The organism is [Flexibacter] sp. ATCC 35208 (genome assembly GCF_001975825.1).
GTDB lineage: Bacteria > Bacteroidota > Bacteroidia > Chitinophagales > Chitinophagaceae > Chitinophaga.
The window spans coordinates 13876-29193 of sequence record NZ_MTKN01000051.1; the positions used below are offsets into that span (position 1 = coordinate 13876).

The 15318-nt window shown below is 44.4% G+C and carries 15 protein-coding genes; 14 read left to right on the forward strand and 1 reads right to left on the reverse strand.

What is annotated here, in order from left to right; translation table 11 throughout:
- Nucleotides 1-2: 2 nt before the first annotated feature.
- The gene (locus BW716_RS25855) at nucleotides 3-542 is read right to left on the reverse strand and encodes a hypothetical protein (protein WP_083727548.1); all 540 of its coding nucleotides are present in this window, start codon (nucleotides 540-542) and stop codon (nucleotides 3-5) included.
- Between the two features lie 438 nt (nucleotides 543-980).
- Between BW716_RS25855 and BW716_RS25860 the strand changes: the two genes are divergently transcribed.
- The 14 genes from BW716_RS25860 to BW716_RS25915 all read left to right on the forward strand — a co-directional run bounded on the left by BW716_RS25860 (nucleotide 981) and on the right by BW716_RS25915 (nucleotide 15304).
- Nucleotides 981-2108: a Fic family protein gene (locus BW716_RS25860; protein WP_179091271.1), complete on the forward strand. Its 1128-nt coding sequence runs from the start codon at nucleotides 981-983 to the stop codon at nucleotides 2106-2108.
- A gap of 100 nt (nucleotides 2109-2208) precedes the next feature.
- Nucleotides 2209-2577 carry a hypothetical protein gene (locus tag BW716_RS25865; RefSeq protein ID WP_083727550.1) on the forward strand — a complete coding sequence of 123 codons (369 nt, stop codon included), beginning with the start codon at nucleotides 2209-2211 and terminating at the stop codon, nucleotides 2575-2577.
- A gap of 870 nt (nucleotides 2578-3447) precedes the next feature.
- Nucleotides 3448-3609 (forward strand): hypothetical protein, encoded by a 162-nt coding sequence (locus BW716_RS36935; protein WP_179091272.1) that lies wholly within the window; start codon nucleotides 3448-3450, stop codon nucleotides 3607-3609.
- 212 nt (nucleotides 3610-3821) lie between these two features.
- On the forward strand, nucleotides 3822-4367 hold the full coding sequence (locus tag BW716_RS25870; RefSeq protein ID WP_083727552.1) for a hypothetical protein: 546 nt from the start codon (nucleotides 3822-3824) through the stop codon (nucleotides 4365-4367).
- A gap of 113 nt (nucleotides 4368-4480) precedes the next feature.
- The gene (locus tag BW716_RS25875) at nucleotides 4481-4855 is read left to right on the forward strand and encodes a M91 family zinc metallopeptidase (RefSeq protein WP_083727554.1); all 375 of its coding nucleotides are present in this window, start codon (nucleotides 4481-4483) and stop codon (nucleotides 4853-4855) included.
- Nucleotides 4852-5757, forward strand: a complete 906-nt coding sequence (locus BW716_RS25880; RefSeq protein WP_143709037.1) for a hypothetical protein — start codon at nucleotides 4852-4854, stop codon at nucleotides 5755-5757. Before BW716_RS25875 ends, BW716_RS25880 begins: the two co-directional genes overlap by 4 nt.
- Before the next feature lie 240 nt (nucleotides 5758-5997).
- Nucleotides 5998-6126 (forward strand): hypothetical protein, encoded by a 129-nt coding sequence (locus BW716_RS38510; protein ID WP_255373902.1) that lies wholly within the window; start codon nucleotides 5998-6000, stop codon nucleotides 6124-6126.
- A gap of 172 nt (nucleotides 6127-6298) precedes the next feature.
- The gene (locus tag BW716_RS36940) at nucleotides 6299-6451 is read left to right on the forward strand and encodes a hypothetical protein (RefSeq protein WP_179091273.1); all 153 of its coding nucleotides are present in this window, start codon (nucleotides 6299-6301) and stop codon (nucleotides 6449-6451) included.
- A gap of 417 nt (nucleotides 6452-6868) precedes the next feature.
- Nucleotides 6869-7870, forward strand: coding sequence for a hypothetical protein (locus BW716_RS25890; protein WP_083727559.1), 1002 nt, complete (start codon nucleotides 6869-6871; stop codon nucleotides 7868-7870).
- Nucleotides 7871-7886: 16 nt separating this feature from the next.
- A complete protein-coding gene (locus BW716_RS25895; RefSeq protein ID WP_083727561.1) occupies nucleotides 7887-9056 on the forward strand; it encodes a hypothetical protein in 1170 nt (389 codons plus the stop codon).
- A 38-nt stretch (nucleotides 9057-9094) separates the two neighbouring features.
- Nucleotides 9095-9580 carry a hypothetical protein gene (locus tag BW716_RS25900; protein ID WP_083727563.1) on the forward strand — a complete coding sequence of 162 codons (486 nt, stop codon included), beginning with the start codon at nucleotides 9095-9097 and terminating at the stop codon, nucleotides 9578-9580.
- A 42-nt stretch (nucleotides 9581-9622) separates the two neighbouring features.
- Nucleotides 9623-12862, forward strand: a complete 3240-nt coding sequence (locus BW716_RS25905) for a DUF6603 domain-containing protein (protein WP_083727565.1) — start codon at nucleotides 9623-9625, stop codon at nucleotides 12860-12862.
- 26 nt (nucleotides 12863-12888) lie between these two features.
- Complete coding sequence (locus BW716_RS25910; RefSeq protein ID WP_083727567.1) at nucleotides 12889-14358, forward strand: hypothetical protein; 1470 nt, start codon at nucleotides 12889-12891, stop codon at nucleotides 14356-14358.
- Between the two features lie 7 nt (nucleotides 14359-14365).
- Nucleotides 14366-15304: a hypothetical protein gene (locus tag BW716_RS25915; RefSeq protein ID WP_143709038.1), complete on the forward strand. Its 939-nt coding sequence runs from the start codon at nucleotides 14366-14368 to the stop codon at nucleotides 15302-15304.
- Nucleotides 15305-15318: the final 14 nt, after the last annotated feature.

The following is a 15318-nucleotide window of genomic DNA, read 5'->3' on the forward strand; positions in this document are numbered from 1 at the left end:
TTCTATTCCAATCTCACCTCTCTCACCGTCTCATTACCTGGCAGATCTACCGCCACCACTATCACCCTCCCCCCTGCCGGGAAACCTTTCCCTTTATAATACCAATCCACGCCATTTCGCCCTAATACCGCATTGCCCCGTTCCTGTATATTACCTGCCGCATCTTCTATGCGAATTTCCACTGCTGCTACCCTAAATTCATCTTTTGCCGTCACGACGACCGTCGTGTCTTCGAACTGTATTTGCTGCACTTCAGGAGACTTGTATGCATCTTTTACTGCCATATTGTAAGCATTCTGACCAAGACCTGCCAGTGACTTATAATAAGCCTTTAGCGCAGGATCCTGCAAGATCAATTTTGCATAAGCCGCAGCTACTTTCATTTTATACCGGGCTTCCAGCTGTTTCGTTGTCGGCTTATTCTTTGACGGGCCACGTTTTTTCGCCATTATAATCTGGCCATTCCGTTCGTAAATCGTGATTTGATCGCCGAGGGTACCTCTGACAAGTTGAAGGAGTATGTTGTCTTTTACAAGCGCCATAACAAACAATTTTTGGGGTAATAAGGACAATATTAAAATCTTCTCCCGAACTGTAGTGTAACTATATTACTAAATGAGTACTAATACTACACTTAATCAACACCTCAATATCGAATTGATATAGAAATGTACTTTTAATGTACTTATGGTGTACTGGTAGCAGTATAGCTATGCTATAGCTTTGGAGGTCTATAATTAGATAGACAAGTATAGTTCCTGTCATAGATAGATAGATTGTCTTACCACGTGGGTGATGCCTTCATTGTTATACTAGGGAGATTGGAATATTTGAGCGCAGCTCCCAGCAGACTCACCACCGGTTATGGCCTTCCTCATCTGCCCTTGCGTAGATTACGCCACTTATTCTACGCAAATCTTGCGTAGAATACTTCTTCATGCGAAGAATATTAGCTATACTTGACGCAAATCTTACGTAGAATGAGTTACATCTACATATATCAATTGAAAGATTGGCCCCATTTCCAATGGGATAAGGAAGCAATAACCGAAATACTTGCAGATGTACGCTTCAGGCAAGGCAGGCTATTAGGTAGTATGGAGAGTTTAAGCTTCAATTTACAGGACGAGGCCACGTTAGAAACACTCACCCTCGATGTAATAAAATCCAGTGAAATTGAAGGCGAAATATTAAACCATGATCAGGTTCGTTCTTCAATCGCCCGTCGGTTAGGCATCGAAGTCGCTGGATTAATCCCTGCTGACAGAAATGTAGAAGGCATTGTGGAAATGATGCTGGATGCTACACAACGATATACCCAACCATTGACTACCGATTGTCTATTCGGTTGGCAGACATCCATGTTCCCCACGGGCTTTAGTGGTATGTATAAAATTGTAGTCGGCAACTGGCGTAACAATGCCAAGGATGACCCCATGCAGGTAGTCTCCGGTGGAATAGGCAGGGAAAAAGTCCATTTTCAGGCCCCGGATGCCGATAACCTGGATGCAGAAATGAATCAATTTATTAACTGGTTCAACAGCGAAAGCACAATAGACCCTATAATAAAGGCTGCCATTGCACATTTATGGTTTATAACCATCCATCCCTTTGACGATGGAAACGGTCGTATAGCCCGTGCAATAAACGATATGCAACTGGCCAGAGCTGATGAAACCCCACGCCGGTTCTACAGCATGTCGGCCCAGATCAGAACAGAAAGAAGTGCTTATTACGACATCCTGGAACGTACTCAAAAAGGCGCAACAGATATCACTGAATGGATAATATGGTTCATTACCTGCCTAAGCCGTGCATTGAATGCTACTGAGCATACATTGGCAACTGTCATCAAAAAGGCAAAATTCTGGAACCATCCGGTAACCAAAGACTTGAATGATCGACAAAAACTAATGCTCAACAAACTGTTAGATGGCTTTGATGGGAAGTTTACCTCTTCCAAATGGGGGAAGATCGCCAGGTGCTCTCATGACACCGCCATTCGCGATATACAAAACTTAATAGATCGAAATATCCTGGTAAATGATGGATCAGGGGGAAGAAGTACAGGATATTTACTTAAGGAGAAATTTTACATTGAAAAATGATCCTGTTCTCCTGAGTTAACACAGATTATAACCATCAGCTGTATTTCACGAATAAATCCAAGGGAAGGTCAGCCGTTTAAACAAATGAATAAACTACATTATGAATTTTGATTTTAATGATTGCTATTGGCATGATTCTATATTAAAGAATATCTTCATTGATAGAAGTGATCCAGGAAATGTTGATACAGTTGAAATGACTATTGACTGGTATGATGAACCTGAATCAAAAATTATATTTAGGGATGTATATTTATTTAAGGCCACTTTAAACTTCGGCATTATTGCAGATGAAACCATTTTAAACGCCGAGATAGCTATCCAGGAAGATCCTGATCTTATCAATTTCTATCAAAAAGCAAAAGGAGTGTTAGCCAGCAAAAAAATAAATTGTTACATAATAGAAACCAATTCTACTGGAGGTACAATAAAAATTCTTGCTGAAACCGTAGAAAAAGTACCGTTATAATTTAGGAGAATAGGTATGTCACTACTGTAGATCCTGAAAAGATTCTGCAGGAACCAGGTATTTAAAAATTCGAGGCCATTGGCGAAGAACCATATAACGTATCTATCTATCCTGAAAAAAATCAAATATCCGCTGGTATTTATCAACAAAACATCATCGTAGGAGAAAATTTCGTATCATAAATATGGAGCTGGTATAGAGGTCTGCCTCGATTTGAATATGACGGGATCTTTGAATTCACCCTGATGATTTTAAAATTCCAAAACCTAAACCAACATCAACACCCAAATCCTGGTGTAAGGTCTGCCAGTCAGAGAGAACAATACTATACCAGTATGACACCCTTATTCTATCTGCATGACTCGCATACTCAAAGCGTATTTCCCGGTATCCATCCATAAAAATTGCCTTTTCATACTTTTCTACATATATTTGAAAACAGCTTGATTAAATTTAAGTAATTCATACCATTTCTCCACTGCATTGTAGTTCAAATCAAAATCATTACCTCTAACTTATTACAGGTGTATAATCCCTTTGCCATTTTTTGTATTCAATTATGTATATCACAACCCGCACCCTTACTAAGACGATTTTATTTCGGTGGATGCTATTAATTATTTGTCATTGGGGAAAGGGACAATCCCCGTCCATTATACCACTACCCGCAGAACAGGCAGTACTCTTTAAGTACAATATTTGCCCGGTCAGCATGGTAAAACATTTACAATTTCTATTGCCACATTGGTTCCGGCATATCTATGACCGCCGATGTAAATGGCACCCAGAAAACAGTTTCATCTGGCTCCACCATCACTTTCACCGGCAATTCCGCTCCTAATATGATTCTTACCTGGAAAAATTAAACCCATGAACAAACATCTATCTATATATATCACATTTTGCTGCCTGTTGGGAATATTCCATCCCAGCAGCGCACAGGTGCCTGTTATGACCCAACATACTGCAGCTACTCCCGTTATAAGACCTTCCGCTTATACAACCACTGCTTATAGCTCCTTATGCATGTAGAAAACAATCTTAGAGCCGAACGAGGGATGCTATTGCGTACTTATTACTCTCAAGATGGAGACGGAAATCCCATGTACAAAACAAGGATATTAGATAGTAAAAATCGTAATCTTTATTATAATACAGGTAATACAAGTCCAACTGGAAATAGTTATCCTAAAACTGTACCTGAAGCCAATCGTTATATCTATAGAAAACCAAAATAGTACAATATGAGAGCCATTAAAATATTATTCAGCATAATTATTTTTATATCTTGTAGTCCTACGCTGCAAGTAACTAAGAGTAGTAAATCTGTTATTGAATTAATCAATAAAGAGCATCAACAAAAAGCAGGAATTAAAGCTGGTTCTTCTTATCAGTCTTATGATAGTCGTATATATGCGATAAGGGAAAAAGCTGCTCTTTTATTTGGAGTACAAACAGATACTTCAAAGATTGATAGGTTTATTATTTTAGACATGGTAAGTTTTGAAGGGGGGAAATCCAGTTACGGTGAAATGATAATAGACGATACTTCAAAGCTCTTTTATAAAACCCCTTTTTTAAGTAAAAAAGTTGAAAGGTATAGCTACCCAATAGACAGCGATACAGCAATTATAAAATATTTAAAAGAGCATCGCTTTGCAGAATTGGAAACATTAGCTAAAGAAAAAGGAAAAACATTATCTGGTTCAAATTTTATTTATGTGGGCATGTATGAAAAAGGAATGGATAGTATTTATGTAAAGCTGATACCAGCTTTTATGATAAACTAAAATTATCAGTCAATAAAAATAAACAAACGCCACTCAATCAGGTAGCGTTTGTTTTTGCTTTCACCTTACCCGCAGATGAATAAGCAAGAAAATATTTTTTTATCTCCAAATTTATGCTTTCAAAAGAATCAGTAGGAACAGGTAATGAGACGGATGCCGTAGTAGAATACAATCCAACTGATCCGGGTAGCAGGATCCAAAATGAAGACGGAACATCAGGCAGGCCATCATTTATTGGTCTGTTGCATGAACTCATACATACTGAAAAAATTTTCGAAGGTAAGATGGACTATAGAACAGCTAATTATTCCAGCGATCCGGACCATCCAGGCAGCAATCTTCCAAACGAGGAATTGAATGTAAGGAGTAAGGAATCTGAATTAAGAGAAGAGCATGGCGTTGTTCCAAGAGCTATTCCTTCTATTAAAACAAATTTGAAGCCGCCTCTGTTTCCTAAAAAACAACCAAGTAATAAACTGTCATTATGAAACCTCTAAGTACCTGTTTAAGTATAATAATGTTATCACAAGAAACTCAACCAGACGTTGATGCTTTATATCTTGGTTGGAATAGAGCTACGCTAGCTGATATGAAGCATCAATTGCAAAGTGTACCGGCTGAACAAAAAGAATGGTACCAAAATAACATTGACGCGCTCCATAGTACGGGCAATCTTAATACTGATAGTATTGATAAGGAATCACTGCGTCACACGTTTCTAAGTCATTTAACAACCCGTTTTACAAAGCTTTTTGACAATATGAAAGTACTTTTTATAGTTGCTGTCATAATTTTCTTTTCAATATGTGGCAATTGCCAAACATTAAAAAAGGAACGCATTACTAAAAATGATAGGATGAAAGGTATTTCCTTTAAGTTCAACTATTCAGCCAAAGACAGTTATGGCCTTGTAAGCTTAATATTGAAAAAGGATAATACTTTTTATTATAGTGCTAATACTATTGGCACTCATCAAATAAGTGAGGGTACATGGAAATTGTCAGAAGGTATATTAATATTGGAAAGTACATTTCAAATGAATAATTTTCCTGCTGAAATAAGTAATGGAGAAAATAGAAAATTCGTTGATAGTTGTGATATTGCTGTTGTAGAAAATGTCAAGCATGAACTCCTGACAGATGCTTTTGTGGTAGTTAATAATGACACTATAAAATGTCTCCCAATGATTGGAATGTGTAAGGGAGAATATGAGAAGATAGATAGCGTTAAAATTGCTTTTGAGAATGGTATGTCGTCAGGATGGATTCCCATTAAGTTTAATGAAAGAAAAATAGCACTTACTGTATTGACTGAGATTCCCATTGGGAATTATGTAGTTATGAACAAGCGAAGGTTTAAGTTAGATGGTAATTATTTAAGACAACTGTGACCACGATTGTTATTACCGGAGAAGACGTAAATGTAAAACTATGTTGTCTGTAGGTCAGCGTTTTAGAATACTAATACTGTGTTTTTTGTGCCTAATATTATATATGGCCAAGTTGATAACTATTACATAAATACTTCCAAAAAGAATATTGAGCGTGCTTATTATTTTAGGATAATGGACTCACTGGTTGCTGCATCGCCCAATGATACCCTATATGGATGCATTAATTGTGTACGGTTTATGAAGGATGAAACGGAAGTCCCTTCATCCGGAAAAATTACATATTTGGGGCAGTTTGATTTTACAAAGGAAGATTTACAGAAATGGCATGACTGGTATGATAAGAAATACAAAAAGCGAAAGAGATAAACAGCGAAGCCGCAGATTTTTCCTGCGGCTTTGCTGTTTTATAGGTACGTTTAATTCTACTTTGACAACTTAGGAAGAGGCTTTTCCAAGCTTATCTAATCCTCTCTGATCGTGCCTTTTCCTGTCATCGGGTGTCTGTCGGAATTTGTAGCCGGATGCTGATTTCCAAAGTATGTTAAATGCACAAAGAGAAGAGTTAACCAAACGAATTAAAACCGAACTTATTAATTCCATTGTAGCTATTAATGTTTTGGAAATACCTGATTTTGATAAAGAGAAATTTAAAAAAGATTTTATTGAATATGTAAGCCAGATACAAATGTAATTTCAAATATCATATTCATTAGGGGCTGACCAAAAAGGTTATCCCCTCTCGGGTAGGTAATGGAGCCGAAATTGCTTTTACGCAATTCTGAACGCCTTCGTTTTACTTTTTAGTCAGGCCCATACATATTTTCAAAAAAAATAACCGGGTTTAAAAAAAAGTAAAATGATACATCCGGTTTAATGAAAAAAAAGATTTAAATTGTATAGTCAGTTCAAATACATTTCCGCGTGATAACACATATATTATGAAAACAAAACCTTGTCCTTTTACAGGATAAATATTATACTGAAAACACCCCTTGACCCCTGATAGCAATCTACCCAACTCTCCCAACAGCGAAACTGTATCTGAAAAAGTAAAATGATCTTATCATTATTACAGTATAACCACTAAACCCTATACCAATAATTTATCATGAAAATCGTTTCCTGGAATCTCAAGAATATTGGTGATAACAAACTTAATAATCCATTCAGCCCAATCTTCAACGCTTTTGGGCTGGGCAATAATGTGATCGATTATATTACGGGGCTGGTAATGGGCAACCCATGCTGGAATGCCGTACCCAACCTGAGCACCAACCCGGCCGATATCTTTGTCGTCATAGAGCTGAAGACTGGCGGCAGCCAGAAAGGCAAAGCCATCAGCGGCACCTGCCTTCCCACCCTCAATAATATCAAGGCCAAGTTGAACACGCTTGTTGAAGAAAATTATTCAAATAATCAGAACCCGCCTTATGAATACGATTATATTGTGCCGCAGATAACAGGCTATCATGAAACCGTGGGCATATTGTTTAATACCAAAAAGCTGAAAGTATTGTCGGCACAGGCTTTTCGCAATAACACCACCCAGAACTGGATCAACCCACGCACGCCTTATGGCGCCAAGTTCCAGGTGCTCAACAGCACCGATTCTTTCCAGGTAGTAGGCATTCATGCACCACCGCCTAAAGGCGCCGATGGTGTTAAATACCGCCCTCCTATCAACTATTGTACTATTCTGCCTACTATCGAGCTGGCAACGATGAACAACACTTTCATCATGGGCGATTTCAATTGCAATCCGGCATCATATTACAACAAGGAACAGGTCGGTGGGCAGCAAGTACAGGTTTTCCCCTTTACCCCGGGTTTGGCTACCTATATTACCCTCATACCTAACGGCACTTTATCAAGCGTACGAACCAAACCGGCCAACAGCATGCAGCCACCGGCTAATTATCTGAGCGATGCATATGATAATATCATTTACAATACCGTCCTTCAAAACGGTCAGGAACTGGTAGTGGATTTGATCGGCAAGGCCCGCAATATGAATGCGAATAATACCCTGCTGGCAGGCACCAACCTGCTGGCACTGGTAAATGCCTATAATATAGTGAGCGATCACCTGCCCGTAGTAATAGAGTGGTAACAAAAAAACTACAATCATGTCCAACTGGAAATTTACCGACCAGTACGGGAGCACCTACCCTGCATTGGCCAACAGTATACTCAGCTTGCTGGTATTCGATGTGTCTTCGGGCAACTCGCCTGTGAGCGGCACTTCATTCAGCGCCAGCCTCGATCTTACAGCTACCGGCAATGCCATGAATGTACTGGCGGCGCTTACCGGCACCAAAACCATTCCCATAACTGGCACCGTTACCACCAGCAATAACCAGCTTTCGGTGAACCTGCAATCATCCGATAATGATGTACTGACCAAAGCACTTGCCGCCTGCATTCCTATCATCGGGGGCGATATTTGTAAAAATGCCGGCATCAGCATCGTGAATGTTACCGGCACACAGCAAACCAGCGATGATGAGCCGCAAACAGACGAAATAGATCTCAGCATGACCATTGCCATCGGCAGCGGAACAGGCACCCTTACCACGCAGATACCAATGTCTGACGGCTTCTTCAACATCTCGGCCAGCTTTACCAATTTCGGTATCGCGCTCAGTGATCTTAACTTTTTGGTGCCGGGCAATAACAATTTCAGCACTTGCTTTCCTTCAACACAACTGGGCCCATATTATAATAACCAAACCCAACTTGAACTGCTAAGTCTGGGGGTATCGCTGTATGTAAGCACAGCGCCTTCTTTTTCGGTAGTAGTGAGTGGTGTAGACGTTACCATTGGCATTACCAATATTCCCATTTATAAACAAGCCCTCTATCTCAACCCGCTGGCCATATGGATCAATATCAGTAATGTAAATACAACGCCCACGCCTGCCTGGGGGCTGGTTGGTAATTTCGTGTTGTGCAATTTCAATCGCCCGGGCGATACCGGCAATCCCGACTTTACCTTCGACCTGAATATGGGTTTTCCTAACCCGCCCGATCAACCTAATTTCAGCCTCTCGGGCAATTTCGACAATCCATATAACCAGCCGGTTTCGCAGATCGTGTCGGACCTGCTGGGGCAGGCTACTGACCTCGGCATCGGCAATAGTATCACTCTTGAGAAATTCGACTTTGCAACAGATGCCGATGTGACCACGGGCTACATTTCGGATTTTGAGTTCGAAATAGCTATGTCGGGCCAGTTCGGCATTTTCGAGAATTTTTCACTTGAATCATTTAGTATAGCGGTTGCCTATTCATCATAACCGCCTGGTGTTTGACCGTGAACCTTAAACTTTAAATCATGAGCAGTACTGCCGTTAATTTCAAAGCGAAGTTGCTGATCGGTGAGCAAACGGTACCCCTGGCTTCGGAACTCGCTTTTGGTGATGACCAGTCGCAGGATGGTGTAACCAATGGCTTTCTTTTCAAACTCGACCGGCAGCCGGGCGATCCGCCGGTGACCGTCTACCTGGGCGATGTCATCAATTTCATCGAATCGAAACTCGGCGCTTCCGATCTTTCCCAAAGCCCGGGCATGTCGCTCATTACACAGGCATTCCCATCGCTTACACCAGATACCTTTAACGCGCAGAATCAAACGATGGTGAACGTATATGAATTCTCTATCAACTCATCCTCCAAAGAATTTCTTTTTTCCTTTAATCTCGATATAGAAGGCAGCGATCCTTCGAAGGGGCTCATTGCCCTTCCGGGCGATCTGAACAACTGGCTGAAGATCCAAAGCCTTTCCGTTGCTTTCTCTGCCACATCGGGCAGCGCATCGTAACAAACATGACCAAACTCTTTAAGCATCTCTCAACCCGCCCTTATGCCCACTAACGTAGATCTGACAACAGGCATCAACCTTGAAATAGGTTCCGTTCCAGTATCGCTGGCTGCAGAACTGACCACCACCGATACCGCCACTACATATACTTTCAACGGCTGCGTACAAAATGCCGTGATCGACATTGGTACCTTCATCAGTTTTGTTGGTCAGCAATTCGGTGTGAATGTGCTATTGCCGCCTGAGCTGAATCTCGAAGCAATCATAAACTATGTAGCCGGACAGGTGATCTATACATCGCCCAAAACCGGTAATGCTACTACCGAGCTGGGCGTGTCTGCTAGTTTTGAACTGGAGTATTCCAATGGCAGTAACACCGATAAGGTAACATTGAGTTTCTATGCTGACTCCATCATACAGTCCGGGGCAACCGGCACCAACCCATATGTGGTGGGCGCCGCCATCGATACCGACCTGGCTTTTAAAAACCTTCCATTGGTGGGCGATATACCGGTGTTCAATGAATATACCCTGAAGCACATCGGCTTTTCTTACACAAATGCCGATCCGAAAACAACGGGCAAACCAGTTACCTTTCATATTCCCAAAGTAAATACAACGGCCAACCCGCTTTACACGCGCACCATTGGCGATGGCAAAGAAAAGAACAACTATTCGATCGATACGAAAGGCGATCAAACGGCTTTCACGCTCACCCAGGGTGGTTTTTCGCTTACAGCGGGGCTTATGCGCGAAGGATCGGCTACGGCGGAAAATAATTTTGCCCTTCCCTTGGCGTTGCCTGCTGCAACACCTGGTAATACACCGGCTTCCTATTATAACAACCCGGGCAATAAAGTACAAACCAGTCCGCCTGCAAGTCCGGTGCACTGGATCAATGTAAACAAAACCTTTGGCCCGGTAAGCCTGCAGAAGATTGGGTTGAACTATGCATCGGGCGAAGCGACTTTCGGCATTTCCGCCGGTATGAGCATGGGCGGTTTTACGCTGGATGTGCAGGGACTTTGCATAACGTTCCCGTTCCCATTGCCTGGCATGCCTGCAGGCAATGAAGTGACCTTCGACATACAGGGACTGGGTATGGATTTTACCGAACCGGGCCTGGAGATCGGTGGCGCCTTTCTGAAAACGGTCGACCCCAAAACCGATATCACCAACTATTTTGGTGAAGTCATTGTACAGATAGCCGAATTTGGTTTTAAAGCTGTGGGAGGTTATGCCCCGGCGCAAAACAGCAACCCGGCAGCTTTCTTCATTTACGCCAATCTTGAAGTGCCGCTTGGTGGTCCGCCCTTCTTCTATGTATCGGGGCTGGCTTTTGGCTTCGGGGTGAATTATGCGCTGATACTGCCTACCACCGACACTCTGCCAACCTACCTGTTGCTGCCAAATATGGCGCCGCCGCAGGGCAACGCCGAGGATGCGCTCAGCAGCATCATCGGCCAGTTGCAGAACGGCAGTGTGATCAAATACGAAGCCGGTGAGTACTGGGTAGGTTTCGGCGTACAGTTTACCTCTTTCGATATGATCTCGGCCTTTGCCATGGTCACTTTCTCGTTCGGGGTAGATATGCAGGTAGCCCTGCTAGGTAGTTGCGCCATTGTACTGCCCGAAGGCTCGCCCGATGCACTGGCAAGTATACAGGTGAACCTGGTGGCGGCCATTACGCCTTCCACCGGTCTTATCAATGTAACAGGCGTTATTACACCGGCATCTTATATATTCGGACCGTTTGTAAAACTCAGCGGCGGCTTTGCTTTTTACCTGTGGTTTGCCGGTGAGCACCAGGGCGATTTTGTTGTGAGCCTGGGTGGTTATCATCCTGCATTTAACAAACCTGAATGGTATCCTGATGTGCCGCGCATTCGCGTTACATTCAACCTCGGTCCCTTCCAGGCTTCTGGTTCCAGCTACCTGGCCCTTACGCCTTCGATGTTCATGGCTGGCATGTCGGTGGCCGCCACCTACGATGCCACCGTGGTGAAAGTATGGTTCAACATGGGCGCAGATTTTCTCATCTGTTGGTCGCCCTTCCAGTACGAGGCCGATGCATATGTGAACATAGGCTGTGATCTCAATGTTGGACTGTTCACTATCAAGATACATGTAGGCGCCGATCTGCAATTGTGGGGACCACCCTTTGGTGGCCATGCCGATGTTGACCTCGATGTGATCACGATCACCATCCAGTTTGGATCAACGGCAGCCGCTCCTGTACCGGTTACCTGGCAGAACCTGGAACAGAACTTTTTACCGCCGCCTGTAAAAACCCAGCAACCTGCTCCACAACCGCAACCGCGGTTGATGAGCGCTGTTAGCATGAGTGCTGCCGCTACCGATACCACTATTACGGCCAATGTATCGGCTTCGGTATCGACCGGTTTGCTGGGCAAGGATGCCTCCAGCCAGGACGGCGAAACCTGGAACTGGCTGCTCGATCCCGACTATTTCAATATCGTTACCACTACCACCATCCCTGCCAACATGGCCAACTGGGCAACGGGCGCCACTACCAACGCCGCTATTCCCAATGACCCCACGCAATACAACGGCGCCGATATCGATACCAGCAGTCATCCTTATTACGACCTCCCGGCAGGTACAGAAACCTATTCCAAAACACAGGTATGGAACCCGAATGTGAATGTAAAGCCGATGAAGCTTTCCAATGTACAATCGGTACATACCATTACGCTTTGCAAACGGGAAAGCACTGATAAAAAAGGCCAGTTCAGCGATTACCGCAACAATGTATCGGTTGACCCCGTGCTTGGCAGTAGCAATATGGCGCTTTGGGGCGATCCCGCTCTCTCTTCGAACGATGCCAATACCCCCGCCCTGCTTACCCAAACCCTGCTGGGCTTCAACATAACGCCGGTGCCGCGTAATCCCGATACAGTGAACAATGTGCCGCTCATCGATCTGCTGTTTACCAGTGGCGAGCAAACCAATTTCAGCTATATGTCGCCGCAACCCGATACCAGCTACACCTTGCAGGTTAAGGAAAACGATAAAGCTGAAACCCTCGACATCACCGTGAGTGGCACCACTTCGCAAGAACTCGATAATAGCAGTTATGTGTTGAGTGCATTCATCAATACCTGGGTGAACGGTCAACGAAATGCCATACTGGACGACCTGAATGATAATGGCTGGAATACGTACGCATCTTCGCTGGTGACGCTCACCAATATGGGCAGCACCGAAATGCTTACCGATTGGCCAATGATAGCCATTCTTGGAACCAACAATGCCGCATAAAATATTTTCATCAAAATATTTGTATCATGCCCGATAATAACAGCGAACAGTACCTGCTGAATGAACAGGTATCCTTCGTACAACATGCTTTACCCGGACTGGATGCCGGGGAGTACCAGTTGCAGTTAAACCAGCAGGTATTTCAAAGCGATGGTAAAACGCCCGTGAGCGGCGAAGCCTACAGCAATACCTATACATTTGCCGTTACCAGCGATCGCTTCAGTCTTGCCAATCCCGGTAGCGTGATCAACAGCGTTTTCCCGAATGACAATGCTTCGGGCGAATTTTCGAACGTGCTGCCACATGTGGTATTCAATAAAACAACATTTCCCTGGACACGTTATCCCACGCTTAAGGAACCGTACGATCCGCCGCAACCAGGTAAGGATGTAGACGGCGATGTGCCCACCTGGCTTTGGGTGCTGCTGCTCGACGATGATGATACGGCTGCCTACCCGGCGCTGACCAACGGTATTACGCCCTGCACCACCTGCGATCTTTTTCCAAAAACCGCTTACGCCAACAGTAAAATACCTGACAATACCTATTCTTACTTTTACGCAGCTACCGATCTGGCCGACCTTGAGCCCGGTCAGAATACGGCAGATAATATCAATGTGATCGACGTGCCAATGGGTTTGTTCTGGCAACTGGCGCCTTCGATCGATGACCTGGAACTGATGGCGCATGTGCGCATTGTGAGTTTGGTGAACCAGCCTACCAATGGCAATTCGAACGGCGAGCCTACCGGCAGCTTTTCGATTGTATTTGGCAACCGTCTGCCCAATACCCAGCGTAAAACCAGGGCTTACCTGGTGTCGCTGGAGGGACTGGAAGTTTTTCTGCCGCAGGATGATGGTTCCATTCCATCGGCAACCAACTATAAACAAACTGATACCATTCGGCTGGCGGTGCTGGCAAACTGGACCTTTTTCAGCACCGGCGAAAGCGCCACATTCGTACACCAGCTCGAAAGCCTTAATGATTGTACTCCGGGCAGTGGCGTACCGGCCAGCAATACAAACATTCGCATACCATATGCCGGTAGCAATGCGGTGGTAGCCGGCGCTTTCAATATGGGTTTTGTACCGCTTAACCAAACCATGCGCACCGCCGAAAAAAACGTGTCGTGGTACCGCGGACCGCTGCTTCCCTATTCTAATGCCGGCGCCAACCACCTGCAGGTGCCCATTCCTTCGCCCGATGCGGCGAACGTATTCGACCCCACTACCGGCATGCTCGATACTTCCTATGCGGCTGCATGGACCATCGGACGCATGGTAGCCCTTCAGGATACTTCTTTTTCCACCGGACTATACAACTGGAAAAAAGGCCTGGCCCAACAGGTGAACAACAATGTAGAGAATACGCTGATGATGCAGTATTTCAATGTGCAGCCATCACCACAACCTGGCTTATCGCAACGCAGTGGTAAGCGTGTATCGTTGCTGCCGGGCAGTATTTTCAAACAAACAGTGCTGAAGCTAAAGCAATAAACCCATTATGAAAAAGACATTGACAAGAGCGCTTCTTCGAAAAAGCCTGGCTGCTACTTATGCCAGTGTGGCAAGTATCCAGGCTTCTCTCACCGATCCCGATCTGCCGGATGACCTGGCTTCCTGGTTGAGCCGCCTGGCATTGCTGAATGGGGTGCCATTCAACTACCTGGTGCCTGATGAACGGATGCTGCCGCAGGAATCGATCCGCTTTTTTTACCTCGACCAGAACTGGGTAACAACTTTGTGCGACGGCGCCTTCAGCATCGGACGCAACCTCACTGCCGATACCAGCAATGCCATGCTGAACCTCGATGCGGCGGTATTGCCGCAGTCGCTGCAAAAGACCAACGAATTCACAACAAAAGTGCGTTCGAAGAAACTGGGTACCGATCCGCCTCCTGCGCCTACCATCATCACCGGGTTTTTATTGCGTTCTTCACTGGTGCTCGATTATCCCAGCCTGGGCGTGAATGCGTACCCCAAAGGCGGTACGCCCGATGATCAGGATCCCGACATGCTCGATATACTGCGGCTGGAACAACTGGGACCAAAATCCGACACCATGATCTGTCTTATTTCGGGCAATGCCTGGCGCATCGACATACACGAAGCGCCGCAGGCACTGCATTATGGTATCGACTGTTTCAATGATAATTGCCAGGTGAAAACGGTACCCGTGCTGGCAGTAAAGAACCTGCATACATTCACCATTACCACTACCACTAATCCCAATGGCACCAAAGTGCAAAGCGTTAACATGAGCGATACCTCCACGCCCACCGACATCAGCAACACTTTCAGGTCGCCGGCTACCCGTGTACTGAATATGAAGGCGCTTGCGGGTACTATTTCAAATGCCAACAACGGGGCAACGATAGATGCCGCCATTATGGGCTTCGAAATGACCGAAGGCATAGGCATGGTAAGTTTCATCAACCAATAAAAGCACCCGATCGT

Bases quoted from the DNA above. Each gene is read 5' to 3' on its own strand.
- BW716_RS38510 (WP_255373902.1), top strand. From the start codon at position 5,998: ATGAAGGATGAAACGGAAGTCCCTTCATCCGGAAAAATTACATATTTG.
- BW716_RS25900 (WP_083727563.1), top strand. From the start codon at position 9,095: ATGAGCAGTACTGCCGTTAATTTCAAAGCGAAGTTGCTGATCGGTGAG.
- BW716_RS25890 (WP_083727559.1), top strand. From the start codon at position 6,869: ATGAAAATCGTTTCCTGGAATCTCAAGAATATTGGTGATAACAAACTT.
- BW716_RS25860 (WP_179091271.1), top strand. From the start codon at position 981: ATGAGTTACATCTACATATATCAATTGAAAGATTGGCCCCATTTCCAA.
- BW716_RS25895 (WP_083727561.1), top strand. From the start codon at position 7,887: ATGTCCAACTGGAAATTTACCGACCAGTACGGGAGCACCTACCCTGCA.
- BW716_RS36940 (WP_179091273.1), top strand. From the start codon at position 6,299: ATGTTAAATGCACAAAGAGAAGAGTTAACCAAACGAATTAAAACCGAA.
- BW716_RS25875 (WP_083727554.1), top strand. From the start codon at position 4,481: ATGCTTTCAAAAGAATCAGTAGGAACAGGTAATGAGACGGATGCCGTA.
- BW716_RS25870 (WP_083727552.1), top strand. From the start codon at position 3,822: ATGAGAGCCATTAAAATATTATTCAGCATAATTATTTTTATATCTTGT.
- BW716_RS25905 (WP_083727565.1), top strand. From the start codon at position 9,623: ATGCCCACTAACGTAGATCTGACAACAGGCATCAACCTTGAAATAGGT.
- BW716_RS25915 (WP_143709038.1), top strand. From the start codon at position 14,366: ATGAAAAAGACATTGACAAGAGCGCTTCTTCGAAAAAGCCTGGCTGCT.
- BW716_RS36935 (WP_179091272.1), top strand. From the start codon at position 3,448: ATGAACAAACATCTATCTATATATATCACATTTTGCTGCCTGTTGGGA.
- BW716_RS25855 (WP_083727548.1), bottom strand. From the start codon at position 542: ATGGCGCTTGTAAAAGACAACATACTCCTTCAACTTGTCAGAGGTACC.
- BW716_RS25865 (WP_083727550.1), top strand. From the start codon at position 2,209: ATGAATTTTGATTTTAATGATTGCTATTGGCATGATTCTATATTAAAG.
- BW716_RS25910 (WP_083727567.1), top strand. From the start codon at position 12,889: ATGCCCGATAATAACAGCGAACAGTACCTGCTGAATGAACAGGTATCC.
- BW716_RS25880 (WP_143709037.1), top strand. From the start codon at position 4,852: ATGAAACCTCTAAGTACCTGTTTAAGTATAATAATGTTATCACAAGAA.